This window comes from Pseudomonas sp. Irchel s3a18, assembly GCF_900187535.1.
Taxonomy (GTDB): Bacteria; Pseudomonadota; Gammaproteobacteria; order Pseudomonadales; family Pseudomonadaceae; genus Aquipseudomonas.
The window spans coordinates 80,086-103,674 of the sequence record NZ_FYDV01000012.1 but is presented as its reverse complement, the minus strand read 5'-3'; the positions used below and the strand labels follow the sequence as shown (position 1 = coordinate 103,674).

Genomic DNA, 23,589 nt, shown 5'->3' with positions numbered 1-23,589 from the left:
GCAGTGCGACGCTTACGCGTCTGGCGCTGCCTTGGCAGCCGGCTCACTGTTTTCGTAGATAAACAGTGGCTTGGACTTGCCTTCTATAACGCTTTCATCGATCACTACTTTACTCACCTCGGACTGCGAGGGGATTTCATACATAGTGTCGAGCAGTACGCCTTCGAGGATCGAACGCAATCCACGAGCACCGGTCTTGCGTTCCAGTGCGCGCTTGGCGACCGATTTCAGGGCGTCGGAGCGGAACTCCAGGTCTACGCCTTCCATCTCGAACAGCTTGGCATACTGTTTGGTCAGAGCATTTTTCGGCTCGGTGAGGATCTGCATCAGCGCAGCCTCGTCGAGCTCGTCCAGCGTCGCAAGAACCGGCAGACGACCGACGAATTCCGGGATCAGACCGAACTTGACCAGATCGTCAGGTTCGACTTCACGCAGGGACTCACCCACCTTCTTGCCTTCTTCCTTGCTGCGCACTTCCGCGCTGAAACCAATGCCGCCCTTGGTGGAACGGTTTTGAATAACCTTTTCCAGACCGGAGAACGCACCACCGCAGATGAACAGGATGTTACGGGTGTCGACCTGAAGGAATTCCTGTTGCGGGTGCTTGCGACCGCCTTGTGGCGGAACGGAAGCGACCGTACCTTCGATCAACTTGAGCAGGGCCTGCTGCACGCCTTCACCGGAAACGTCCCGAGTGATCGACGGGTTGTCGGACTTGCGCGAAATCTTGTCGATTTCATCGATATAGACAATGCCCATCTGGGCTTTTTCCACGTCGTAATCGCACTTCTGCAACAGCTTCTGAATGATGTTTTCAACGTCCTCGCCCACGTAACCCGCCTCGGTGAGGGTGGTTGCGTCGGCGATTGTGAACGGAACGTTCAGCAAGCGGGCCAGTGTTTCGGCTAGCAGGGTCTTACCCGAGCCTGTCGGGCCGATCAGCAAAATGTTGCTCTTGCCGAGTTCGACGTCGTCACTCTTCTTGTCACGCTGGTTCAGGCGCTTGTAGTGGTTGTACACCGCTACGGCCAGAACCTTTTTCGCACGCTCCTGACCAATCACATACTGGTCAAGGATGCCGCTGATTTCTTTAGGCGAAGGCAATTTATGCGCGCTGCTCTCGGCCTGGGCTTCCTGCACCTCCTCACGGATGATGTCGTTGCACAGGTCGACGCACTCGTCGCAGATAAAGACCGAGGGGCCGGCAATCAATTTGCGTACTTCATGCTGGCTTTTGCCACAGAAGGAGCAATAGAGCAGCTTGCCGTTGTCCTCGCCGTTGCGGGTGTCAGTCATTCGTTCGATCCAAATCCGATAGGCTTGCAACACAAGATGAAGGCTATTGCGGGCTTTTTCAAGCCCGCCGGTGATCAGACCAGCCGACCAGCCTGTTTTGAGCTGCTTATTTTAAGCGGGGCGCTGGGTGATCACTTCATCGATCAAGCCGTACTCACGCGCGGCGTCTGCACTCATGAAGTTGTCGCGGTTGGTATCGCGCTCGATTTCTTCAAGGGTGCGCCCGCTGTGCTTGGCCATCAACGTGTTGAGGCGCTCACGAATGAAGAGGATTTCCTTGGCATGGATTTCGATATCCGACGCCTGGCCCTGGAAACCGCCCAGTGGCTGGTGAATCATCACTCGCGAGTTCGGCAGGCAGTAACGCTTGCCAGGAGCACCGGCCGTCAGCAGGAACGCGCCCATGCTGCACGCCTGGCCGATACAGGTGGTCGACACGTTGGGTTTGATGAACTGCATGGTGTCGTAGATCGACATGCCCGCCGTCACCGAACCGCCCGGGGAGTTGATATAGAGATGGATGTCCTTGTCCGGATTTTCCGCTTCAAGGAACAGCAGTTGCGCACAGATCAGGTTGGCCATGTAGTCCTCTACCGGGCCAACCAGAAAGATCACACGCTCCTTGAGCAGGCGCGAGTAAATGTCGTAGGCGCGCTCGCCACGAGCGGACTGCTCGACAACCATCGGGACCAGACCGCCTGCGGCCTGGATATCAGAGTTCTGCTGAATATACGAATTACGGAACATGCTCTGCAGTCACTCCCAAATAGTTATGTCTTGAATACGCATAAGCCAGCTCGAGAGCTGGCTTATGGTGTGTGCTTCTAACGCAAAAACAATCAGTCGGCTTGTGGAGCTTCTACCGGCTTGACCGCTTCTTCGTAAGAGACCGATTTGTCGGTCACGCTAGCTTTCTGCAGAACAGTATCCACAACTTGCTCTTCCAGCACAACCGAACGAACTTCGTTCAGTTGCTGGTCATTTTTGTAGTACCAGGACACAACTTGCTCTGGCTCCTGGTAGGCCGAAGCCATTTCCTGGATCAGTTCGCGAACGCGGGTTTCGTCAGGCTTGAGGTCGTATTGCTTGACCACTTCAGCCACGACCAGACCCAGCACAACGCGACGCTTGGCTTGTTCTTCGAACAGCTCGGCCGGCAGTTGATCAGGCTTGATGTTGCCACCGAACTGCTGAACAGCCTGCACGCGCAGACGGTTCACTTCGTTCTCCAGCAGCGCCTTTGGCACTTCGATCGGGTTGGCGGCCAGCAGACCGTCCATTACCTGATTCTTGACCTTGGATTTGATCGCCTGACGCAGCTCACGCTCCATGTTCTTGCGAACTTCGGCGCGGAAACCGTCGATGCCCGACTCCTTGATACCGAACTGGGCGAAGAATTCTTCGGTCAGCTCAGGCAGCTTCGGCTCGGAAACCGAGTTGACGGTCACGGTGAACTCGGCTGCTTTGTTAGCCAGGTCCAGGTTCTGGTAGTTTTCCGGGAAGGTCAGGTTCAGAACGCGCTCTTCGCCCGCCTTCGCACCCACCAGGCCTTCTTCGAAGCCAGGGATCATGCGGCCGGAACCCAGGACCAGCTGGGTACCTTTGGCCGAACCACCGGCGAAGACTTCACCGTCAACCTTGCCAACGAAATCGATGTTCAGTTGGTCTTCGTTCTGAGCAGCACGCTCAACGGCTTCGAAACGGACGTTCTGCTTGCGCAGGATGTCCAGCATCTTATCCAGGTCGGCGTCAGTCACGTCAGCGCTCTGGCGCTCGACCGCGATGGAGTCGAAACCGGCAACGGTGAACTCAGGGAACACTTCGAACGTTGCTACGAATTCCAGATCCTTGCCCTTTTCCAGGACTTTTGGCTCTACCGAAGGAGCGCCAGCCGGGTTCAGCTTTTGCTCGACAATGGCTTCGTAGAAAGAAGCCTGGATCACGTCGCCTACAGCTTCCTGACGCGCATCAGCTTCATAACGCTGACGGATCACGCTCATCGGCACTTTGCCAGGACGGAAGCCTGCAATCTTGGCCTTTTGGGCAGTCTGCTGCAGACGCTTGTTGACTTGAGTCTCAATGCGCTCAGCTGGCACGGTGATGCTCATGCGGCGCTCAAGAGCAGAAGTATTTTCAACAGAAACTTGCATGGATATTCCTCGTTGCACAGACGTTAGCCGGCCGTTTCCGACCCCAGAATCAAGGGCATGCATTCTAGTGGGTCAAACTCAAGAAGTCACCCTACTGAAAACGGGTAAAAACGCAGCAGGCCATTTAGCGGCGAGGACAAACGGTTGAGCCTCGCCATGAGAGCAAATACAGCGAATCACGCCAGGGCTCTGCACCACCCCTTCTATATATAGAAGGAACCGGTCGGCTTCTCCCTGGTTGCGGCCTCGCCAGGAGACCGACGGGCAAATCGGGCATCATCGTGAAACATGTTTTCGACGAGCCGTACACCCTACCAGCACAAAACCCACCGTCATATCGAAAAAACTCGAACGTCTGAAACAAAAACGGCGCAGCCCTTTTCAGGTACTGCGCCGTTATCTGCTATCAAATAGCTACTTACAGGGTGACAGAGAGACTCGAAATAAACCCGAAAACTCCCGCCGTTGCTGGACCTGACAATGCAAGCCCCCCTCAAGTACACTTACAGCTGTACTGATCCGTTACCACCGGACCAGTTCGACTTAACCGAAACGGGCTGCGATTCTACCGCCAAGGTATTGAGAATGCTCGGTTTTTATTGATGCTACTGCTCCGACATTCTGCCGACCGAACAGCCCCCCTCTGCTGCGCCCAGCCCATGCGGCTACGCTGAAGATCTCAAGGAGGGTTTTCGACATATGAACCACCCCGGCTTCATAGGCACCTCCATGCCCCACACCACACATGAAGATGGATTACCCGCTCGACGTCGGAGGGTGGCTGGAATTGAGCAGTCTGAACCCGCGCTGACAGTATCGTCCGACGCACGGCTCCGGCAAAACGGTCAAGAAACAGCAGCATTCACTTACAATGTAACAGCCCAATGCAATCAGACTGGCGTCCCGCCGTGATACTTTGCGGCGCTTTATCGGGCCAGGAGATGCCTTAAGTATGCGCATCAAACGCCCCAGCCCCGTTTTCGGTGGCTACCTTGCCCTTTGTTGCTTGTTTTTCGCCGCATGGTTCACCCATCCCGCCCCGGTGCATTCCACGTTTGCCTTGATGAAACCGGTGCCGGCCGTGGCCGATGCCGCCAAGCCCATTTACACCAGCCGATTCGCCTCTTCCGGGCTGGTGGACTTCGTGCACTCTTCGGCAGTAACCGCCCTGCCTGACGGCAGCCTGATGGCGGTCTGGTTCGCCGGCACTCGCGAAGGCGCAGCCGATGTGCAAGTGCGCTCTGCCCGTTTTGACGCAAAAACCGGCGAGTGGGGTGCCGAGCAGGTACTGGTAACCCGGGATTCGACTGAACAGGGCACTCGAAAACACATTCGCAAACTAGGCAACCCGGTTGTTGCCCTCGCGCCGGACAATCGCCTCTGGCTGTTCTACGTGTCGGTGTCCATGGGCGGCTGGGCCGGCAGTGCGGTCAACGTGATGGTCTCGAATGACTTTGGCCGTCAGTGGTCCGCGCCACGCCAACTGATCACGTCACCTTTTCTGAATATCAGCACACTGGTCCGCTCAGCACCGGTATTTCATGCCGACGGCTCCATCGGCTTGCCGGTATACCACGAGTTTTTGGGCAAGTTTGCCGAGTACCTGTACCTGAGCGCAGACGGAAATGTGATCGACAAGTACCGCATCAGCCATGGCAATAATTCATTGCAACCCACGGTGGTTCCATTGGATGGCCAGCGCGGTATCGCCATGCTGCGTTACGCCGGTGACACCCACCACCGCGTGCTGGCGTCCCGCACTGAAGATGCAGGGCAAACCTGGAGTGAACCCTACCCACTCGACCCATCGAATCCGAATTCCTCGCTGGCGGCCGTCGCGACGCCCGAACATGGGTTGCTGGTCGCACTCAATGACCTGCAAGAGGGGCGCTTCAAGCTGAGCCTTTACAGGACCGACGCCGAAATGGCCGACTGGCATTCATTGCGAGACCTGGACAAATCCCCCGACCCAGAGGGCGACGCGTTTTCACCCGAGGCCTACAAGGAAATCATTGGCAAAGAGTTTCGCGACTCCAGTGGCGCGCTGCGCCAACCGCTGGAGGCGCAGTTCCTGAACAACCTCAACGGCCGCGTCTGTAAAAAACAAGGGTGTGACTTTGAATACGAGTACCCTTACTTCATTCGCAGCCCAGACGGGCTGTATCACCTGGTTTATTCCTGGAACAACACCTTTATCAAACACGTCACCTTCAACGAAGCGTGGCTGGCGGAGCGTACCCATTGAACAATCTCTGGCAGGCCCATATCAGCTTCGCGATGATCATCTTCCTGCTGCTACCCTCATTCGGCTTGAAGCGGGTTGGCGGTCTGACGCTCTTGCTCGCCTTGCTGGCTGCCAGCTTCATACCGCTTGACGGCTTGTCACTGGCCGCGTACTTGCGCAGCCATATCGATGACCTGGCGGTTACGACCCTGGTGCTCCTGGCCTGGGGGTGTTTGCGCCGACTGGATGTCTTGCCGCCTGCCCTGCAAGGTCAAAGCAGCGTCTTGATTCTCTTCGCCGCGGCGGCCCTGGCGCTGTATCCAGCAACCCTGGGATTGAGCGACCTGGACCCTTATCGACTCGGCTTCAGCCCGCGCCCATTACTGCTGTTCGTCGCACTGCTCACTCTGGGCCTGTTTTACCTGCGTAACTACCTGGCCGTCGTGATGCTGGCCTGCGCGACACTCGCCTTCATCATCGAAATCAAGCCTTCGCAGAATTATTGGGATTACCTGATTGATCCACTGCTCGGCCTGTATTGCTGTACGGCACTGTTGATACGCGCCACACGCTGGACCTACGATCGGCTAAACATGCTACGCGGCTGCGCATCAAACGGATCCGTTTGAAACTCAACGACATTATTCAATAAGGGGAGCATGGATGGGTTGGCTGCATTCGAGACGCCTGCATTACTGGCTTGGCGCAACGGCAACTATGTTTGCGCTGTTTGCACTGCTGCGGACGGTGTTCTTTTTCGGTTTTTCCGGTTTCGACGCCAGAGCCCTGATCGACGAACAAGCCATCCTGGAAACCCTGGGCATCGGCTTTCGTTTCGACCTGCGCCTGGCCATCCTGATAATGCTGCCGCTGGCATTGCTGGCGTGGCTCCCCCGCTGGAACCTTGTCAGCAGCCGCCTGGTGCGCCGGATCGCACGGGTATATCTGGCCACCACCCTCAGCGCTCTGCTGCTGGTCTACATCATCGATTTTGGCCACTACGCCTACCTGGGCGTAAGGATCAACGCTACCGTGCTGCGCTTCATCGATGATGCGCAAATATCCCGTGGCATGATCTGGCAATCCTACCCGGTCATCTGGATTTCGCTAGGCTGGCTGACAACAGTCGCGGTGGTGACACTGGTCCTGGTGCGCCTGGAACGCTTGACGCTTGACCGCCCCAGCAAAACCATTCACCCGTTCTCCGCCACATGGGGTAGCGCATTGATGGTCGTGCTGGTGCTATTGGGTATTTTGGGCCGCGTCGAAAACATTAACCTGGAAAACCCCGTCCCACTGCGCTGGAGCGATGCCTTCTTCTCGGGCAACAACCAGATCGCTGCGCTGGGTCTGAACCCCGTGATTTTCCTCTACGACACGGTCAAGGTCGGTCAGTCGCGCTATGACGAAGCGCAGGTGCGCGAGCACTATGCGGTCATGGCCAACTACCTGGGCGTTGATCAGCCCGATCCACACACCATGAACTTCGTACGCCACCAGGCACCACAACCCTACAAAGTACCGGGCTCGCGACCACCGAACGTGATGTTTGTCATGCTTGAATCGCTGGGCACCAGCGCCGTCGGGGCCTACGGAAACCCGATCAATCCGACGCCCAATCTCGATCGCCTGGCCACCCAGAGCTGGTTTTTCAAGCACTTCTATGTGCCGGTGACGGGGACCGCAAAAACCGTCTGGGCCAGTATTAGCGGGGTGCCTGACGTCACGCGCCAGGAAACCGCAACGCGCAATCCGCTGATCACCAATCAGCACACCCTGATCAATGCCTTCGCCGACTACGAGAAGATCTACACCATTGGCGGTAACTCCGGCTGGGCCAATATGAATGCCTTGATCCGGCAAAGCATCGACGGCGTTCGCCTGCTCGAAGAACGGGATTGGAAATCTCCGGCAGTGGATGTCTGGGGGATCTCGGACCTGGACTTGTTCAAGGAAACCGACAAAGTCCTGCAAGCACTGCCCAAGGACAAACCCTTCTTTGCCTATGTGCAGACGGCCGGCAACCATCGCCCCTTCACGATCCCCAAGACCAACGATGGATTCGAGGTCAAGCACCCAACCCTGGCAGAAGTCCAGGCCGCCGGATCGCGCAGTGTTGAACAGTACAACGCTGTGCGCCTGCTGGACTTCAACATCGGGCGCCTGATGGAAATAGCCAAGGCTGGCGGCTACTACGACAACACCATTTTCGTGCTGTTTGGCGACCATAACACCCGAATCGCCCAGATTCCGTTCCTGGCGCCGGCTTATGAGCAACTGGGCCTGGAAAGCAATGCAGTGCCCATGATCATACACGCGCCGGGTTTGCTTGGGACGCGCACGGTCGAGGAAGCGGTTGGCCTGGCGGACTTGCTGCCAACCGTGGCGGGCATGGTCGGTCTTGAGTTTCGCAACAGCGGCATGGGGCGCGACATTCAGCAGCCCGCCCCCGAAGGTGAACGCGTGGTACCACTGGTATTACGCGAGGGAACGTTCCCGCTGATTGCGGGCGTGACTCAACATTATATGGTGCAGATGGAGCACGATGGCAGCTCGCCAACCCTCCACGACCTGGCCTCAACGACTCCACGGGACAACGTGGCCGAGAAACACCCTGAAGAGTTCAAACGCCTGACGCTGCTGACCCGTGGCATGCATGAAACTTCAAGGCTGATGCTGTTCCAGAACGTGCGCAAGTGACATGACACGAGCTAAACGGCCGCTGGCCGTTTTAGCTCGAAAGCACTGACGTCAAAACGACCCGCCCAACGCTGCTGACTCCCAGCTCATGATCAGCAGCTCACTTCTGACATCGGCCTTTCCCTGCCGCTGGCTGGTCTTGGTGTATCGGGTATCCAGCATCTCAACGTACTCCCCCCCCAAAAAACACCCGGCGGATGCTTGGGTGGTCGTTGATGCTGACCATCACCCTACCACGTGCAACGGCGCATGAAATCGGCCATTCGCACGCAGTTCTCGAACGAAAATCCACCCCTTACCCCGCGACCTGCGTAGTGGAAGGTATGGGCACGGCCATAGCGCTCGGTGCATTCAAGCCCGTGCAAACTCTCGACGCAGGTGCCGGACAGATGTTGCCATGCGACCGAGAGACTCGAAACAAACCAAAAGACCCTAGTAATTGCTTGACACTACAACACAAGCAACATTCAGATGTACCAATACATGTACTAACCCATTGTTGCCGGATCAGCTCAACTTAACCGAAACGGGCTGTGTCTCTACCGCCAAGGCATCGAGAATGTTTGGGTTGTATTGACGCCACTTACCCGACGACCTGCAGACCGAACACCTCTCCCCATCCACTCATTCCCGCGCTGCCATGCTGAAAACTCCACGGCGGATTTACGATGCCAAACTCGGACCTGCTCCCTTCCCTGCTATTCAAGATCAACGAAAACCAACTCGCCCTCGAGGCTGCCATCATAGAGCTCACGCTCTGGGTTGAGCGGCGCGGCAGAAGTCGCCGAAAACGCACGTGGTGCATTGGTCACGATCGACCGGAATGAAGAGCTCATCAAGATGGCGCGGGCCGTGCTCATGACGCTGCAGTAAGGCAGTTAGCTACCCCTGAACCACTCAAGCCGAATATGCCGACCGCAGCCTGGCATCGAGCACCAATCGGCATACTGCCCCCGAATGATTTTCAACCATTGTCCCTGCATCGTTTATCATCCCCGGCAGGCAGGCTTGGAGGCTTTGCCAGGAAACCAATACGTGGAAAGCACTATATGAGCGCCCCAAAGCAATGAAAACTGAATACTCACTTGAGATAACCGCATTTACATTAGCGATAGTTATCGTATTTATCGTATTTTCATCACTATTCAAAACGAACATCGAAAACGCAGAAGTACGCCACGAATACAAATTCATCAATGGCATGCGTGGACTGGCCGCAGTATTCGTCTTTATAAATCATGCGCCATTTGCACTTTCCAACATGGGCATAACAAACACCATCTTCTCCTCTTGGGGCCAGCTATATCCGAACCTTGGATCTTTCGGCGTTCAGATATTTTTCTGCATCACTGGTTTTTTGTTTTTTGACAAGATAATCAAAACAGAAAAAATAGACTGGACAGAGTTTTTCATATCAAGAATAAAGCGCGTAGCTCCACTTTATTACGCGACCTCTTTGCTGGTCTTCTTGATAACTGCCTCATTCTCAGGATTTAATATCTTAGACAAAGAATCACTGATCACAATATCTGGGCTGCTATCCTTCAACTTCGTAGACAACCCGATGAAAATCGGCGGCATTTCCCTGGTTCCACTGAGCTCTGTCACGTGGACGCTGATCCATGAATGGCGGTTCTACGCCGTACTGCCGCTAGTCGCCATATTTTACAGATCAAAATACAAGACCATCATCATGGTTATCGCCATGGCTTTGGCAGCTATAGACCTTGGTTATTCTGCTCTTGTTTGCTGGGTCTACTTCCTGTCCGGTATAGCAGCAGCGAGCATTCACAAGATCTCCATAAAAAACAAAGCAGTAAAATTATCTGCAATGCTCATAGCCATACCTGCATTCGCATTAACATGCGGACTAGTTGAGGTGCCAGGCTATGGAGCAATACGATTCATTCTTACAACGCTATTCTTCATATCCATAACCATCGCAAACCCTTCATTCCTGCACTACCAGTTCCTCAACAGACTGAGTGACATAAGCTACAGCATATACCTTGTCCATCTACCGGTGCTGTTTATCGCCTTCAAAATAGCGTCCGTATTTGTAGATCTCTCAACCATCGACAAATTAACTTTCTGGTCGATAAACTTCGCGACAATACCTGTGATTGTCGCACTCTCTACATTCACATTTGTAAACATAGAGAAGAGATTCATGAGCAAGACGAAGGCAACTCAACCAGTCGTGAGCGTGGCGCAAAGTGCCTAGTTAGCCTTTGAGACGACATCATACGAATGCTCGCAAATTACTCCGCGGGAGCTGGCTTGGTCAGCAGTAGCTGCCAAGTCTCCCGCTCTTTGATCAGCGCGCTTAAGCACATCGGCAAGCACCAGGACGGCGCGGGTAGCCGCCTGGCTTGCGGCGGCAGTGCAGGAATGCCCGCTGCTTTGACTGGCTGAGAGGCGACGGGAACCTTGGGCATGGTGGTCGCGCAATAGTGCGTGACGCCGCCGGTAGGATCCAGCACGGTACCGGCGACCACACAACTTGAAGCGGCCGGTCATCGCCATGACCTTTTTCACTTCTTCCACGGCCTGGCGCGAAAGCGGTGCCAGGTACGGCGAAACCTTGCCCCCCCTCCAATCTCACCCTACTGCGCAACCGCTTCACGACCTCGGCCGGAATGGGTCCAGAGTGCGTTTTCGAGATCGAACTGGCTCGAGGGACGCATTGCGGAGCGCGCCCGCCCGGACGCCTGTTAATAGAAGAAGGCTAATCGCGCCGCCGGTGAACATGCGCCCGCGGAACTCACGAAGCTTTGCGAGGAAGAACTTAAGCTCATAGTCACCGCGAAGAATCAGGGCATGACTAACCGGTGGCTGAATCGCAGCAAGAGCTTCCAGGTCAGTTGCGGGGCTCGCGTCGATGATGCCCTCGGCAACGGCGAAGCTGAAGATCTGCTTCATCCATGTCCGGCAGTTCTCGGCTACATGGAGGGCGCCACGCTTTTCGATGCGGCGGATCACGATCAGTAGATCGGCGCGCCTCACTTCGCAGATGGGGATTTTGCCGAGAGCAAGCAGAAGGTCTTTCCAGGTACAGGCGGGACTGCTTCGCGCTGCCCTTGGCTGCTCAGTCAGGCGTGGACGCTTGAAGATGTACCAGCGTTCAGCCACTGCGGCGAAGGTGTTGGTCACGTCGGCGCCGGTAGTCTGCTGGAACTGACGTCGCTCCGAGCGCTCAATGCCTTTGGCAACCAGCTCACGAACTCCGTCACGGAGCTCTAGCGCATCTTTGAGGGAAACATCTGGGTAGGTGCTCAGGGATATGCGTGGTTGCTATCCGCACCATGAAAAACGGAAGTGCCACGCTTTCGAGCCTTTGCTGGCTACGAACAGGGACAGACCGCCCGTGTCGCTGAGGCTGTAGTGTTTTTCTTTGGGTTTTGCTTGCCTGACGGCAGTGTCAGTGAGGGGCATTAGTACCTCACCACAAGGTCACACAATAAGAGGCACCGATGAATGCACTAAAGTTTTGCGGATCGTGGCGAACGACCAAGGAACGTCCAGGCAACAAAAAAGCCGCACTAGGCGGCTTTCTGTTGGGTTTCGCGGACTATGGTGAATCACTGCGAATACTTGTTTGGTGCGGACGGAGAGACTCGAACTCTCACACCTTGCGGCGCTGGAACCTAAATCCAGTGTGTCTACCAATTCCACCACATCCGCGTATCAAGCTTTTAAAGCAAAGGCGCCAGACTATTAATCTGGCGCCTTTCTAAATATGGGGTGGACGAAGGGGATCGAACCCTCGACAACGGGAGTCACAATCCCGTGCTCTACCAACTGAGCTACGCCCACCATATTGCCATGTTGCGTTACTTGTGCCAAAGCTGCCTAATTGGCGCACCCGGCAGGACTCGAACCTGCGACCATCCGCTTAGAAGGCGGATGCTCTATCCAGCTGAGCTACGGGCGCCTTGTTAATCTGTATTCTTGGACGATTACAAACTAAGTGCTTTCAGTCTCACCGAATCAAACATCAATTCTGATCAACCTTCTTAACCAGTGCTAGGCTGTGCCCGACAAGTGCGACGAATGTTATAGGTGAGTCCGAAGGTCGTCAACTCTTTTTTAAAAAAAATTCATTTTATTTAAGGGGTTAGGGGAATTTGCAGACCAAGCGCCTTTGCCCTCACGCCCTGACATGCGAGAATGCGCTCTCTTTTCTTCCCCCTCTCGATGGTTAATCACGCGCAATGACAGCACAACTAATCGACGGCAAATCGATCGCCGCCAGCCTGCGCCAGCAGATCGCCAAACGTGTCGCCGAGCGTCGCGAGCAAGGCCTGCGCACGCCCGGCCTCGCGGTGATCCTGGTCGGCAGCGATCCCGCCTCTCAGGTTTATGTCTCGCACAAGCGTAAAGACTGTGAAGAGGTCGGCTTCCTCTCCCAAGCCTATGACCTGCCCGCTGACACCACCCAGCAAGCCCTGACCGACCTGATCGACCGTCTTAATGACGACCCGAACATCGACGGCGTGCTGCTGCAGCTGCCTCTACCTGAACACCTGGATGCCTCCAAACTGCTGGAGCGCATTCGCCCGGACAAAGACGTCGATGGTTTCCATCCTTATAACGTCGGCCGCCTGGCACAACGCATCCCCCTGCTGCGCCCATGCACGCCTAAAGGCATCATGACCTTGCTGGAAAGCACCGGTGCCGACCTGTACGGCATGAACGCAGTGGTGGTCGGCGCCTCCAACATTGTCGGTCGCCCGATGGCGATGGAACTGTTGCTGGCCGGCTGCACCGTCACCGTCACCCACCGCTTCACCAAGGACCTGGCCGGCCACGTCGGCCGCGCCGATCTGGTGGTCGTGGCCGCCGGCAAGCCGGGCCTGGTCAAGGGCGAGTGGATCAAGGAAGGCGCCATCGTCATCGACGTCGGCATCAACCGCCAGGAAGATGGCAAGCTGGTCGGCGACGTGATCTACGACACCGCCCTGCCCCGCGCTGGCTGGATTACCCCGGTACCTGGCGGCGTTGGCCCGATGACCCGTGCCTGCCTGCTGGAAAACACGCTCTACGCGGCGGAAACCCTGCACGGCTGAGTGTGGCGTTCCACTGATGCCGTACAAGAAACCCCGCCATCCGGCGGGGTTTCTCGTTTATGGACGGCCTTAAGGCTGTTCGTCGAAAACCCCTGTTTTTTAGTCGAAAACAAGGACTTTCATCTGCCCCCCGAAGAACATTCGACAGTTCCTCAACTACGCTCATAAAATGTAACGTATTTCTGGAAAAAGCCCGTTGCACAACGGCATACCCACATTTATCGAGCCTACTCGCGTGAAAATCCGTCTTTCTATCCTGAGTCTCTTGTTTGCATTTTCAGGCACTGCCATCACGTCGAACGTCGATGCTGGTGAAACCACTGCGGCACCTCGCGACCCTTCGAAACTGCATATCGCCTCGGGCAGCGCCATGCTGATCGACTTGCAGACCAACAAAATCGTCTATGCGAGCAACCCCGATGTCGTGGTGCCCATCGCCTCGGTGACCAAGCTGATGACCGGCCTGGTGGTGCTGGAAGCCAAGCAGAATATGGATGAGTACATTTCCGTGACGATCAGCAACACCCCGGAAATGAAAGGCGTGTTCTCGAGGGTCAAGCTCAATAGCGAGCTGTCGCGCAAGGAAATGCTGCTGATCACCCTGATGTCCTCGGAAAACCGCGCGGCCGCGAGCCTGGCCCACCACTACCCGGGTGGCTATGCCGCCTTTATTGCCGCCATGAACGCCAAGGCCAAGGCGCTGGGCATGACCAGCACCCACTACGTCGAGCCGACCGGCCTGTCCACCAGTAACGTGTCCACGGCACGCGACCTAAGCAAATTGCTGCAAGCGGCACGCAAGTACCCGATGTTGAGCGAGTTGAGCAGCACCAAGGAAAAAACCGTGGCGTTCCGCAAGCCCAGCTATACCTTGGGCTTTCGCAATACCGATCACCTGGTCCGCAAGGACAATTGGGATATCCAGCTGACCAAGACCGGCTTCACCAACAAGGCGGGGCACTGCCTGGTACTGGTTACCCGCATGGGGGATCGCCCGGTGTCGCTGGTGATTCTCGACGCCTTCGGCAAATACACCCACTTCGCCGACGCCACCCGCATCCGCCAGTGGGTTGAAACCGGCAAGAGCAGCCCGGTGCCGGCAGCGGCCCTGCGCTACAAAGCGGACAAGAACCTGAAAAGCCGCCAGACCGGCGTGGCCCAGACCGCCGAGTAACGCACTCATCAAGGCCCCGACACCCGTCAGGACCTTCATCGAAAACGGCGCCTCAGGGCGCCGTTTTTCATGGCTGGGTGTTCAACGCCCTGGTCGCCCGGGCAGCGGCCTGTTCCTGCCCCGCCTGGGCCAGGTCATTGGCCGCGCTCAGCCAACGCTGCCGGTCGACACTGGCGGGCACCTGAGTCGGCGCCTGAATCAGTACAGCCCAGCCGCCCGCCTCCTTGAAGGCCGACTCAAAGGCGTTGAAGTCCAGCAACAGGCGACGGTTCATGCCCGAGCGCAGCAGCACGGTCTGCTTCTGGCGGTTGTACCCGGCAAGAATGGCGTACCTGGGCTCTTTCCAGAAGGCCGAACCCTCGGTATAGCGCAACAACACCGGATAACCCGCCGCGACCTGGGTCAACAGCGCCGGCAAGTTGCTGTCCAGCGGGTACACGACCATGCCGTATTCACGCGCCAGCTTCGACATGTTCTGCTGCAGCTGCGCTTCGGCACCCGGCAAATGCAACGGTTTGTCGAGCAACCCCGGCGTGATCACGACACCCTGCTGAAACAGCAGGCTGGCCAGGGTTTGCGGCCCACCCTGGTAAGCCTCGCCGCGGTAGAACCTGCCGTTGAGCTCGACACGCTCGGGCAGGCGCTTGATTTCAGGTTGCACGCTCCCGGCACAACCGGCCAGGCTCAAGACGCAGGCCGCAGCCAGCAAGGCGAAGCGAAATCGAGGAAGTACCGGCAACATCAATCACTCACTTGTTCAGGTGCCGGTCAGCAATCTTCCGGCTTGAGCACTGATCATAGCAGCGCTATAGCGGTAAACGGCAGTCACCTGCAGCCGATAGAACGAACAGGTTGGAGGCTCACGACTATTGGTCAATAGCCTGCAACACATCTGCGGCTAGACTGACACCTGCAAAGCGTAAGTGCCCGAAGCTGGGCAAAGAGGAGGCACCGATGAGCCTGATGGCAATAATCCTGATGCTGATAGGTGGCTGGCTGGCTGTTGCAGCCGCCATGCTTTGGGGTGTGTTGCGCATCACCCGCAGACACCATCATGCCTACAGAGCACCGCAAGCCCCCGCTAAACACGAGAAACCTGCACGGCGTCACGCGTCTGCTCATTGAGCGACGCCATCGGTATCCCCATCAAGCAAAACGGCCGTCTGCACGCTTTCGAGCGCAGACGACCGTCGGGTACTGCCGTTAAGGCTTAAGCCTGTTCAGCGAGCTGCTTCTGCCTGGCTCGGCGCGACAACATGTTCAGCGTTTCGATCGCCGCCGAGAACGCCATGGCCGCATAGACGTAGCCTTTCGGTACGTGAGCGCCGAAGCCTTCGGCGATCAGGGTCATGCCGATCATGATCAGGAAGCCCAGCGCCAGCATCACCACCGTCGGGTTGTCGTTAATGAATTTGGCCAGAGGCTCGGCCGCCAACAACATCACCAGCACCGACACCAGGACCGCGATGATCATGATCGGCAAATGCTCAGTCATACCGACCGCGGTAATGATGCTGTCAATGGAGAACACCAGGTCGAGCATCAGGATCTGACCGATGGCCGCCGCAAAACCCAAGGTCACCGTCGACGTTTTCGACGTCGGGTCATCCGGCGACGGATCCATGCTGTGGTGGATTTCCGTGGTCGCCTTCCACAACAGGAACAGGCCACCGGCAATCAGGATCATGTCTTTCCACGAGAACGCGTGACCGAACACCTCGATCACCGGCTCCGTCAGTTGCACGATGAAAGCAATGGTGCTCAACAGGCCCAGACGCAGGACCAGCGCCATGCTGATACCGATCCGGCGCGCCTTGGCCCGGTGCTGTTCCGGCAGCTTGTTGGTCAGGATCGAGATAAAAATCAGGTTATCGATGCCGAGCACGATCTCCATGACGATCAAGGTGGCCAGGGCGACCCAGGCAGTGGGGCTTGCAGCGAGTTGTAAAAGGTATTCCATGGGTCAGTCCTGACTCGGTGTTAGACGGATTAGATTTCCTGCGACGAACTGTCTTGCTTGTCGTCGTCGGCGGAAGGGTCCTTTTTATTGATGATGTTCCCGGTGGCGTCGCTCAGGGCCTGCTCCGCCGCTTTGTGGGTGTCGTCGATCGCCTGCTTGGCCGATTCGGCGGCCTTGCCCATCAATTGCTGGGCACTTTTTTCCGCCTGGTCACAGCCAGTGAGCAACAGCGCAGAAACAGCCAGCAACGAAACCGCAGTCAGGGATTTGAGTTTCATCATGCTTTCCTCGTTAGAACAGACTCGGCCGAAGTAGTGGCCCGTCGATAGCGAGGCATTCTAAGGAAGGGAATACTTCAGGAAAATTCGTATTTTTAGCAGCTATACTTCGGTTTTTACGAATCGGCGAGTGCCCATGCTCAATTATCGGCAACTGCATTACTTCTGGGTCGTGGCCAAAACCGGCAGCATTGTGCGTGCCTGCGAGCAACTGAACCTGACGCCCCAGACCATCAGCGGGCAGATCAGCCTGCTGGAGCAGACCTACGGGATCGAACTGTTCCAACGGGTTGGGCGGCAACTGGAACTGACCGAGGCCGGTCGCCAGACCCTGACCTACGCCGAGCAAATGTTTCAGCTGGGAGGCGAACTGGAAGCCCTGCTGCGAGCCCAGCCCAACGAGCAACAGATCCTGTTTCGGGTCGGGGTCGCGGACGTGGTGCCCAAATCCATCGTCTATCGCCTGATTGCACCGACCATGGAGCTGCACGAACCGCTGCGCATTACCTGTCGCGAGGACAAGCTGGAACGCCTGCTGGCCGACCTGGCGATTCAACGGCTGGACCTGGTGATTTCCGATAGCCCGATGCCCTCGCACCTGGACATCAAGGGCTACAGCCAGAAACTCGGTGAGTGCGGGATCAGCTTCTTCGCCACTCGGGAGTTGGCCGAACGCTACGGCAGCGACTTCCCGCGCTGCCTGCATGGCGCCCCCCTGCTGATTCCCGGCCAGGAAACCGTGGTGCGCAGCCGTCTTCAACGCTGGTTTGCCGAACAGCGGATCCAGCCGCGGATCGTCGGCGAGTTCGATGACAGCGCCTTGATGCAGGCGTTTGGCCAATCCGGCAGTGGAATCTTCATCGGCCCCAGCGTGATTGCCGATGAGGTAAGACGCCAGTACGGCGTCGAGTTGATTGGCCAGACCGATGCGGTCAGCGAGTCGTTCTACGCCATCTCGGTGGAGCGCAAGGTCAAGCACCCGGGCATTGTCGCCATTACCGAAGGTGCCCGCCGGGCACTGTTTACCGCACTGTAGAGGCGCAGACGACCGGCGCCTTGAGCTTCATCAACAGCAGCGCCAACAGGATCGACACCAGGATAAAACCGGCCGCGGCAACGCCCAGGCTGGCCAGGCCCAGGGTGTCGATCACCCGTCCGCCCACCAGCGCTCCCAGGCCAATTCCCAGGTTCCCCCCGGCAATGTTCAGTGAGGCGGCAAACGCCGGCGCTTGCGGTGCTGCCTTCATCAGGCGCACATGGCAGACCAGAAACAATGCCGCCTGGGTCACGCCCCAGATGCCCATCGCCGCCGCCAACCCCAAGGTCGAATGGATACTCGGCACCAGGGCGAGCATGCCGCCGATCATGAACCCGCAGAACACCATCGACGCAATCAACGGATGGCGGTCGACCATGCGCCCGCCCAGCGAGTTTCCGATCAGGCCGACCGCACCAAACCCCATCAGGCACCACCCCACCACCGTGCCATTGAAACCGGCCAGTCGCTCCAGGATATCGGCCAGGTAGGTGTAGGCGGTGAACATGCCGCTGAACACCAGAATCGACAACAGCACATGCCCTTGCATCAACGGACTGCGCAGAATCCTGAACTGCGAAGCGAAACTCACCTGCTGGTTGTGCAGATCGGTTTTCGGCAAGTAGATAAACAGCAGTAAGGCCTTGGCAAAGGCAATCAGCGCCAGAATGCCAAAGGCACTGCGCCAACCGAATGCATCGGATATCAGCGTGCCGACGGGAATCCCGAAGACTGTGGCACAGACGATCCCGAAGCCGATCTTGGCAATCGCTCGCCCGGCATAGTCCGGCCCGACGATGTCCACCGCCGTTTCACTGGCCAGCGCCCAGAACACCGGCAGCCCCAGCGCCGGTATCAACCGGGCCACTGCCATCACGCCAATGTTGGGCGCCAGGGCCGCCAGGGTGTTGGCCAGCCCGAACAGGATCAACACGCTGATAAACAGCCGGCGGCGTTCAAAGCGCGCGAAGTACGCCGTCAGGAATGGCCCGAACGCAGCCACGGTAAACGCGAACAAGGTCACCAGCAGCCCCGCCTGGGAAACGCTGACATCAAGGTCGCGAGCAATCGAGGGCAACAGGCCGACAATGATGAATTCCGTGGTCAGCACCGTGAAACCGGCGGCTGACAACAGCAGGATGGGAAACAACATGGGTAACTCCAGAAAACGACAACGCCAGCGACTGCCCGAAGGCTCACTGAGGAGAGATGAAAATAGAGGATGGCGAATCTTATCAGAGTGCGCCTGATCATGCTGGCGGGAACCGGATCCCGGAGGGTGAACCCCAGGTGGCAGATCGTCACAGGACTGAAGGATAACGCCCACGCTGTGATAAAGTCCGCCCCCCGCGAAAGACTGGATGCTCCTCAGCCAAGGCTGAATTCGCGCGCTTATCCGTTTTGCCCGCCTTCTCGATCTCGACGGACAGCCTCCCTGGATTCACAGCACCTTAAAAAAATCAGAGATACCGCTATGACTGCAGCACCGCTTTCTCTCCTGCAACGACTCAAACGCACCAGCCTGGTCACCCAGATCGTGATTGGCCTGATTGCCGGTATCGTCCTGGCGCTGCTCGCGCCTGAAGTGGCGAAGTCCACCGCATTCATCGGCAAAGTGTTTGTCAGCGCACTCAAAGCCGTCGCGCCGATTCTGGTGTTCGTACTGGTCATGGCCTCGATCGCCAACCACAAGCACGGCCAGGAAACCCATATCCGACCGATTCTGTTCCTGTACCTGCTCGGCACCTTCAGTGCCGCCGCCGTTGCGGTGGTCGCCAGCACCCTGTTCCCTTCCAGCCTTGTGCTCTCCACCCACGACGTGGCCATCAGCGCGCCCGGCGGCATTGGCGAAGTCCTGCAAAGCCTGTTGCTGAGCGTGGTCGACAACCCGGTCAGCGCCCTGATGAATGCGAACTTCATCGGTATCCTGGCGTGGGCGATCGGCATGGGCGTGGCCATCCGCCATGCCGGCGCAACCACCCGTGAAGTGCTCGGTGACCTGTCCAACGGCGTGACCCTGATCGTGCACGTGGTGATTCGCTTTGCACCGCTGGGCATTTTCGGCCTGGTGGCTTCGACCCTGGCCACCTCGGGCTTCGACGCGCTGCTGGGCTACATGCACCTGCTGGCCGTGCTGCTGGGCTGCATGCTGTTCGTGGCCCTGGTGATGAACCCGGTCATCGTGTTCTGGAAACTGCGCCGCAACCCTTACCCGCTGGTACTGACCTGCCTGCGCGAAAGCGGCATCACCGCGTTCTTCACCCGCAGCTCGGCGGCGAACATTCCGGTCAACCTGGAGTTGAGCAAGCGCCTGGGCCTGCATGAAGACACCTACTCGGTCTCGATTCCCCTGGGCGCGACCATCAACATGGCCGGCGCGGCCATCACCATCACCGTGCTGACCCTGGCTGCGGTTCACACCTTGGGTATTGCCGTGGACCTGCCGACCGCCGTGCTGCTGAGCGTGGTCGCGGCGATTTGTGCCTGTGGCGCCTCGGGCGTAGCCGGTGGCTCGTTATTGCTGATTCCGCTGGCGTGCAGCCTGTTCGGCATTCCTAGCGAGATCGCCATGCAAGTGGTCGCCGTGGGCTTCATCATCGGCGTGCTGCAGGACTCGGCGGAAACCGCGCTGAACTCCTCCACCGACGTGCTCTTCACCGCTGCGGCCTGCCTGGCCCAGGAAGAGAAAGTCGAACAAACCGCGTAACAATCACACCCGTTAAAAAGCCCGCCAAGGTTCACACCTTGGCGGGCTTCTTTTTGCCTGCGGGTTTAGAACGCGCCCATGTAGTCGCGTTTGCCGACTTCCACACCGTTGTGACGCAGGATGGCGTAGGTGGTGGTGATGTGGAAGAAGAACTGCGGCAGGCCGTAGGTCAGCAGGTAGGACTGGCCCGTGAAACGCTTTTCTTTCGGCGTGCCGGGACGGGTCACGATCTCGATGCCTTCCTTGCCGTCGATTTGCGCGGGGGCAATACCGTCGATGAAGGACAGCACTTTGGCGATCAGCGCTTGCAGTTCGGCGAAGGTCACTTCGCTGTCGTCGTACGTCGGCAACTCGACTTGCGCTAGACGGGCAGAAACGCCCTTGGCGAAATCAACGGCGATCTGTACCTGACGCACCAGCGGGAACATGTCCGGGAACAGTCGGGCCTGCAACAGGGCATTGGGGTCGATGTTTTTGGCAGCTGCGTGGGCTTCAGCCTTGTTCAGCACATCGCTCAACGCGTTGAGCATTTGCTTGAAGACCGGAACGGATGCAGCGTACAGAGAAATAGTCATGGCAGTCTCGCTGGGTGGAGGGTGCTGTGAAGGGAGTGGAACGTGGCGCGATTATAGCCATGCTTGAGGCGCGGCGCGGCTTGTCTTTTATCGTGCAAGGATTAGGCTAGGCGGCTTCGACTGCATAGGGAAAGCGCGATGAGCACTGAACAAGAGACGTCCACCGAAGCACTGCGCCTGAGCAGCACCGAGCTGCGCATTCTCGGCTCCTTGATCGAGAAACAGGCCACCAGCCCGGAAACCTATCCGCTGACCCTCAATGCACTGGTCATCGCCTGCAATCAGAAAACCAGCCGTGAACCGGTGATGAACCTGAGCCAGGGCCAGGTCGGGCAAAGCCTGCGTGCCCTGGAAGGGCGTGGTTTCACCCGGCTGGTCATGGGCAGCCGTGCCGACCGCTGGGAACATCGGCTCGACAAGGCGCTGGAACTGGTGCCCGCCCAAGTGATCCTGAGCGGCCTGCTGCTCCTGCGTGGCCCGCAGACGGTCAATGAACTGCTGACCCGTAGTGGCCGCATGCATGACTTCGAAGACGCCGAGCAGGTGGTCCATCAACTGGAACGCCTGATTGCCCGCGGCCTTGCCATGCTGCTGCCACGTCAGTCGGGCCAGCGTGAAGACCGCTACATGCACACCTTGGGCGACCCTGAGGACATCGAGACCATCCTCGCCGCGCGCCAGAACCCGGTGGAGCGTGGCGGTAGCGGTGTGTCGGTGGAGCGCATTGAAGAGCTGGAGGCCAGAATCGCCGCGCTTGAAGAGCGCCTGGCACGCCTCGAATAACACACCGCTGGTTGCCAGCGATGAACGATGACGCCCCGGCGCGATGCATCGCGGGCACACCCTGATACCGTTCAGTCAAGAGTGAACGGCATCAGGGCAAGCCACTTCTTCACAGAGTAGGTGCAAGCCACAAGCTGCTTGCAGGCCCGACCTGAGTTATTCGCCCTCCCAGTAATCCACGCCGTCGGCCTCGTTGGCGACGGCGACAAACCCTGTGGCATTGCCTTCGGTATCGACCCTGAAATCATCCATGACCGTGTATTTCCCGGTATCCGGGTATTGGCAAATTTCCGGTGATTGTTGAGTACTGACCGCCAGGTATCTCAACTCGCCCGAACTGGTGTTGATGATCTGGTGCGCCGTTTCCGGGCCACCTGCCGGGCAGGCAATCACGTCGCCGGCACGGATGGCGAACGCCTGATCCCCGAGACGCACCTCGCCCTCCCCAGCTACCACGTAAAACATCTCCTCATTGACCCGATGGCTATGGAATGGAAACCCGCGCATGCCCGGTGGCAGTGCAATCAGGCTGTAGCCAAGTTTCTGTGAATGCAGTTGCTGACCCAGGCGGGCAATGCGTGGGGCATAGCGCAGGGCCGCAGCGCCGGTCGGGGCAAAGCCGTCGGGCAGCGGCTGAAGTTCAGCCTGGTCCAGATTGATAATGGCAGGGGGCATGGGGAACCTCGATCACGGGGTTATCGGTCAGCACGTCTTTGCATGCGTGAAGGGCCAAGTATAGGCACGGTTTTGCAGCCCATCCCGAGACTCCCTTTCCTGCCCGGCCACCACGGACGATCAACTGCGAGCGAACGCGACCGCCTTGCGGAACTGCTCGTCGCTGGGGCGCACGCCGGTGTACAGCACAAACTGCTCAAGGGCCTGGAGGGCGATCACCTCCAGTCCGGTGATCACGTGTTTACCAGCCTCACGAGCGCGCACGATCAGCGGCGTTTCCGAGGGAATCGCCACTACATCAAAGACGATCTCTGCAGTATCGATGGCAGCGTTCTCAAACGCCAACTGATCGGCTTCGCGGCCCCCGGCCATGCCGATTGGCGTGACATTGACCAGCATCTGCGGGCGCTCATCGCCCGGTTCTGCTTGCCAGCGATAACCAAGGGAGTCCGCCAGGGCGCGCCCCGCGCTTTCGTTGCGGGCCACGATCAGGCCGTTGCGATAGCCGCCATCACGCAAGGCGCTGGCGACCGCCTTGGCCATCCCACCGCTGCCACGCAGGGCGAACGACGTTTCCTTCGGCACGGCATGGGTCTTGAGCAGTTGCTCGATGGCCATGTAGTCGGTGTTGTAGGCCTTGAGGTGGCCGTGGGTATTGACGATGGTGTTGATCGACGCAATGGCCGCCGCCGAGGCATCCAGTTCATCGACCAGGGCAATGCAGGCCTCCTTGAACGGCATCGAGACGCCGCAACCGCGAATACCGAGGGCACGAATCCCGCCCACGGCGCCCGGTAAATCCTGGCTGCTGAAGGCCTTGTAGTAAAAATTCAGGCCCAACTGCTCATACAGGTGGTTATGGAATCGCAGGCCGAAATTCCCGGGGCGCCCAGACAAGGACATGCACAATTGGGTGTCTTTGTTCGGGTTCATCTGCATAGGGTTCTCCTTGCGTTCGCACG

The 23,589-nt window shown here is 57.9% G+C and carries 22 protein-coding genes, 3 tRNA genes and 2 pseudogenes; 10 read left to right on the top strand and 17 right to left on the bottom strand.

Going from position 1 to position 23,589, the window contains the following annotated elements:
- Nucleotides 1-12: 12 nt before the first annotated feature.
- The 3 genes from clpX to tig form a co-directional block, all read right to left on the bottom strand.
- On the bottom strand, nucleotides 13-1,296 hold the full coding sequence (gene clpX / locus CKW29_RS17345; protein ID WP_095143663.1) for an ATP-dependent Clp protease ATP-binding subunit ClpX: 1,284 nt from the start codon (nucleotides 1,294-1,296) through the stop codon (nucleotides 13-15).
- A 111-nt stretch (nucleotides 1,297-1,407) separates the two neighbouring features.
- Entirely contained in the window at nucleotides 1,408-2,043 is a 636-nt protein-coding gene (gene clpP / locus CKW29_RS17340; RefSeq protein WP_090456702.1) for an ATP-dependent Clp endopeptidase proteolytic subunit ClpP, read from the bottom strand.
- Between the two features lie 92 nt (nucleotides 2,044-2,135).
- Nucleotides 2,136-3,446 carry a trigger factor gene (tig, locus tag CKW29_RS17335; RefSeq protein WP_095143664.1) on the bottom strand — a complete coding sequence of 437 codons (1,311 nt, stop codon included), beginning with the start codon at nucleotides 3,444-3,446 and terminating at the stop codon, nucleotides 2,136-2,138.
- A gap of 952 nt (nucleotides 3,447-4,398) precedes the next feature.
- Here tig and CKW29_RS17330 point away from each other — a divergent pair.
- From CKW29_RS17330 to CKW29_RS17320, 3 genes are read left to right on the top strand one after another with little or no spacing between them, the layout of a single operon-like run.
- Nucleotides 4,399-5,691, top strand: coding sequence for an exo-alpha-sialidase (locus CKW29_RS17330; protein ID WP_095148886.1), 1,293 nt, complete (start codon nucleotides 4,399-4,401; stop codon nucleotides 5,689-5,691).
- Nucleotides 5,688-6,299, top strand: a complete 612-nt coding sequence (locus CKW29_RS17325; RefSeq protein WP_095143666.1) for a hypothetical protein — start codon at nucleotides 5,688-5,690, stop codon at nucleotides 6,297-6,299. Before CKW29_RS17330 ends, CKW29_RS17325 begins: the two co-directional genes overlap by 4 nt.
- A gap of 34 nt (nucleotides 6,300-6,333) precedes the next feature.
- Nucleotides 6,334-8,370, top strand: a complete 2,037-nt coding sequence (locus tag CKW29_RS17320) for an LTA synthase family protein (RefSeq protein WP_095143667.1) — start codon at nucleotides 6,334-6,336, stop codon at nucleotides 8,368-8,370.
- Between the two features lie 51 nt (nucleotides 8,371-8,421).
- On the opposite strand, the pseudogene CKW29_RS26095 reads toward CKW29_RS17320, so the two are convergent.
- A pseudogene (locus CKW29_RS26095) lies at nucleotides 8,422-8,783 on the bottom strand (DNA adenine methylase); the annotation flags it as partial.
- Between the two features lie 255 nt (nucleotides 8,784-9,038).
- On the opposite strand from CKW29_RS26095, the pseudogene CKW29_RS26090 reads away from it, so the two are divergent.
- Both CKW29_RS26090 and CKW29_RS17305 read left to right on the top strand, forming a co-directional pair.
- A pseudogene (locus tag CKW29_RS26090) lies at nucleotides 9,039-9,243 on the top strand (hypothetical protein).
- Nucleotides 9,244-9,436: 193 nt separating this feature from the next.
- Nucleotides 9,437-10,594: an acyltransferase gene (locus CKW29_RS17305; protein ID WP_095148885.1), complete on the top strand. Its 1,158-nt coding sequence runs from the start codon at nucleotides 9,437-9,439 to the stop codon at nucleotides 10,592-10,594.
- Here CKW29_RS17305 and CKW29_RS17300 read toward each other — a convergent pair.
- From CKW29_RS17300 to CKW29_RS17280, 6 genes are all read right to left on the bottom strand, one after another.
- Complete coding sequence (locus CKW29_RS17300; RefSeq protein ID WP_256584920.1) at nucleotides 10,591-10,890, bottom strand: DUF2514 family protein; 300 nt, start codon at nucleotides 10,888-10,890, stop codon at nucleotides 10,591-10,593. The two genes, CKW29_RS17305 and CKW29_RS17300, sit on opposite strands and share 4 nt — an antisense overlap.
- A gap of 102 nt (nucleotides 10,891-10,992) precedes the next feature.
- A complete protein-coding gene (locus tag CKW29_RS17295) occupies nucleotides 10,993-11,523 on the bottom strand; it encodes a hypothetical protein (protein WP_095143670.1) in 531 nt (176 codons plus the stop codon).
- A 141-nt stretch (nucleotides 11,524-11,664) separates the two neighbouring features.
- Nucleotides 11,665-11,805: an Arm DNA-binding domain-containing protein gene (locus CKW29_RS26330; RefSeq protein WP_371850796.1), complete on the bottom strand. Its 141-nt coding sequence runs from the start codon at nucleotides 11,803-11,805 to the stop codon at nucleotides 11,665-11,667.
- A 164-nt stretch (nucleotides 11,806-11,969) separates the two neighbouring features.
- Nucleotides 11,970-12,054: transfer RNA gene (locus CKW29_RS17290), tRNA-Leu, on the bottom strand.
- A 56-nt stretch (nucleotides 12,055-12,110) separates the two neighbouring features.
- A tRNA-His gene (locus tag CKW29_RS17285) sits at nucleotides 12,111-12,186 on the bottom strand.
- 41 nt (nucleotides 12,187-12,227) lie between these two features.
- Nucleotides 12,228-12,304 (bottom strand) — tRNA-Arg (locus CKW29_RS17280).
- Nucleotides 12,305-12,584: 280 nt separating this feature from the next.
- On the opposite strand from CKW29_RS17280, the gene folD reads away from it, so the two are divergent.
- Entirely contained in the window at nucleotides 12,585-13,439 is an 855-nt protein-coding gene (gene folD, locus CKW29_RS17275; RefSeq protein WP_095078887.1) for a bifunctional methylenetetrahydrofolate dehydrogenase/methenyltetrahydrofolate cyclohydrolase FolD, read from the top strand.
- A gap of 235 nt (nucleotides 13,440-13,674) precedes the next feature.
- Complete coding sequence (pbpG, locus tag CKW29_RS17270) at nucleotides 13,675-14,613, top strand: D-alanyl-D-alanine endopeptidase (protein WP_095148883.1); 939 nt, start codon at nucleotides 13,675-13,677, stop codon at nucleotides 14,611-14,613.
- Nucleotides 14,614-14,680: 67 nt separating this feature from the next.
- On the opposite strand, the gene CKW29_RS17265 is transcribed toward pbpG, so the two are convergent.
- The 3 genes from CKW29_RS17265 to CKW29_RS17255 form a co-directional block, all read right to left on the bottom strand.
- Entirely contained in the window at nucleotides 14,681-15,355 is a 675-nt protein-coding gene (locus CKW29_RS17265; protein ID WP_095148882.1) for a peptidase C39 family protein, read from the bottom strand.
- Nucleotides 15,356-15,823: 468 nt separating this feature from the next.
- Entirely contained in the window at nucleotides 15,824-16,573 is a 750-nt protein-coding gene (locus tag CKW29_RS17260; RefSeq protein WP_095148881.1) for a TerC family protein, read from the bottom strand.
- A 29-nt stretch (nucleotides 16,574-16,602) separates the two neighbouring features.
- Nucleotides 16,603-16,851, bottom strand: coding sequence for a hypothetical protein (locus tag CKW29_RS17255; RefSeq protein ID WP_095144062.1), 249 nt, complete (start codon nucleotides 16,849-16,851; stop codon nucleotides 16,603-16,605).
- 136 nt (nucleotides 16,852-16,987) lie between these two features.
- Here CKW29_RS17255 and nhaR point away from each other — a divergent pair, with 136 nt between their 5' ends.
- Nucleotides 16,988-17,887 carry a transcriptional activator NhaR gene (gene nhaR, locus CKW29_RS17250; protein WP_095143674.1) on the top strand — a complete coding sequence of 300 codons (900 nt, stop codon included), beginning with the start codon at nucleotides 16,988-16,990 and terminating at the stop codon, nucleotides 17,885-17,887.
- Here nhaR and CKW29_RS17245 read toward each other — a convergent pair.
- Nucleotides 17,874-19,040 (bottom strand): MFS transporter, encoded by a 1,167-nt coding sequence (locus CKW29_RS17245; RefSeq protein WP_095148880.1) that lies wholly within the window; start codon nucleotides 19,038-19,040, stop codon nucleotides 17,874-17,876. The genes nhaR and CKW29_RS17245 overlap by 14 nt on opposite strands.
- A 321-nt stretch (nucleotides 19,041-19,361) precedes the next feature.
- Between CKW29_RS17245 and sstT the strand changes: the two genes are divergently transcribed.
- Nucleotides 19,362-20,594 (top strand): serine/threonine transporter SstT, encoded by a 1,233-nt coding sequence (sstT, locus tag CKW29_RS17240; RefSeq protein ID WP_095143676.1) that lies wholly within the window; start codon nucleotides 19,362-19,364, stop codon nucleotides 20,592-20,594.
- A 65-nt stretch (nucleotides 20,595-20,659) separates the two neighbouring features.
- On the opposite strand, the gene CKW29_RS17235 is transcribed toward sstT, so the two are convergent.
- Nucleotides 20,660-21,169, bottom strand: a complete 510-nt coding sequence (locus CKW29_RS17235) for a DUF1993 family protein (protein ID WP_095148879.1) — start codon at nucleotides 21,167-21,169, stop codon at nucleotides 20,660-20,662.
- Between the two features lie 138 nt (nucleotides 21,170-21,307).
- Between CKW29_RS17235 and CKW29_RS17230 the strand changes: the two genes are divergently transcribed.
- Nucleotides 21,308-21,952, top strand: a complete 645-nt coding sequence (locus CKW29_RS17230; protein ID WP_095148878.1) for a YceH family protein — start codon at nucleotides 21,308-21,310, stop codon at nucleotides 21,950-21,952.
- Between the two features lie 156 nt (nucleotides 21,953-22,108).
- On the opposite strand, the gene CKW29_RS17225 is transcribed toward CKW29_RS17230, so the two are convergent.
- Both CKW29_RS17225 and CKW29_RS17220 read right to left on the bottom strand, forming a co-directional pair.
- The gene (locus CKW29_RS17225; RefSeq protein ID WP_095148877.1) at nucleotides 22,109-22,627 is read right to left on the bottom strand and encodes a cupin domain-containing protein; all 519 of its coding nucleotides are present in this window, start codon (nucleotides 22,625-22,627) and stop codon (nucleotides 22,109-22,111) included.
- 120 nt (nucleotides 22,628-22,747) lie between these two features.
- Nucleotides 22,748-23,566 carry a shikimate 5-dehydrogenase gene (locus CKW29_RS17220; RefSeq protein ID WP_095148876.1) on the bottom strand — a complete coding sequence of 273 codons (819 nt, stop codon included), beginning with the start codon at nucleotides 23,564-23,566 and terminating at the stop codon, nucleotides 22,748-22,750.
- Nucleotides 23,567-23,589: the final 23 nt, after the last annotated feature.

Bases quoted from the DNA above. Each gene is read 5' to 3' on its own strand.
- nhaR (WP_095143674.1), top strand. From the start codon at position 16,988: ATGCTCAATTATCGGCAACTGCATTACTTCTGGGTCGTGGCCAAAACC.
- CKW29_RS17235 (WP_095148879.1), bottom strand. From the start codon at position 21,169: ATGACTATTTCTCTGTACGCTGCATCCGTTCCGGTCTTCAAGCAAATG.
- CKW29_RS17220 (WP_095148876.1), bottom strand. From the start codon at position 23,566: ATGCAGATGAACCCGAACAAAGACACCCAATTGTGCATGTCCTTGTCT.
- clpP (WP_090456702.1), bottom strand. From the start codon at position 2,043: ATGTTCCGTAATTCGTATATTCAGCAGAACTCTGATATCCAGGCCGCA.
- CKW29_RS17300 (WP_256584920.1), bottom strand. From the start codon at position 10,890: ATGACCGGCCGCTTCAAGTTGTGTGGTCGCCGGTACCGTGCTGGATCC.
- tig (WP_095143664.1), bottom strand. From the start codon at position 3,446: ATGCAAGTTTCTGTTGAAAATACTTCTGCTCTTGAGCGCCGCATGAGC.
- CKW29_RS17260 (WP_095148881.1), bottom strand. From the start codon at position 16,573: ATGGAATACCTTTTACAACTCGCTGCAAGCCCCACTGCCTGGGTCGCC.
- CKW29_RS17305 (WP_095148885.1), top strand. From the start codon at position 9,437: ATGAAAACTGAATACTCACTTGAGATAACCGCATTTACATTAGCGATA.
- CKW29_RS26330 (WP_371850796.1), bottom strand. From the start codon at position 11,805: ATGCCCCTCACTGACACTGCCGTCAGGCAAGCAAAACCCAAAGAAAAA.
- CKW29_RS17245 (WP_095148880.1), bottom strand. From the start codon at position 19,040: ATGTTGTTTCCCATCCTGCTGTTGTCAGCCGCCGGTTTCACGGTGCTG.
- CKW29_RS17230 (WP_095148878.1), top strand. From the start codon at position 21,308: ATGAGCACTGAACAAGAGACGTCCACCGAAGCACTGCGCCTGAGCAGC.
- CKW29_RS17255 (WP_095144062.1), bottom strand. From the start codon at position 16,851: ATGAAACTCAAATCCCTGACTGCGGTTTCGTTGCTGGCTGTTTCTGCG.
- CKW29_RS17330 (WP_095148886.1), top strand. From the start codon at position 4,399: ATGCGCATCAAACGCCCCAGCCCCGTTTTCGGTGGCTACCTTGCCCTT.
- clpX (WP_095143663.1), bottom strand. From the start codon at position 1,296: ATGACTGACACCCGCAACGGCGAGGACAACGGCAAGCTGCTCTATTGC.
- CKW29_RS17320 (WP_095143667.1), top strand. From the start codon at position 6,334: ATGGGTTGGCTGCATTCGAGACGCCTGCATTACTGGCTTGGCGCAACG.
- sstT (WP_095143676.1), top strand. From the start codon at position 19,362: ATGACTGCAGCACCGCTTTCTCTCCTGCAACGACTCAAACGCACCAGC.
- CKW29_RS17225 (WP_095148877.1), bottom strand. From the start codon at position 22,627: ATGCCCCCTGCCATTATCAATCTGGACCAGGCTGAACTTCAGCCGCTG.
- folD (WP_095078887.1), top strand. From the start codon at position 12,585: ATGACAGCACAACTAATCGACGGCAAATCGATCGCCGCCAGCCTGCGC.
- CKW29_RS17265 (WP_095148882.1), bottom strand. From the start codon at position 15,355: ATGTTGCCGGTACTTCCTCGATTTCGCTTCGCCTTGCTGGCTGCGGCC.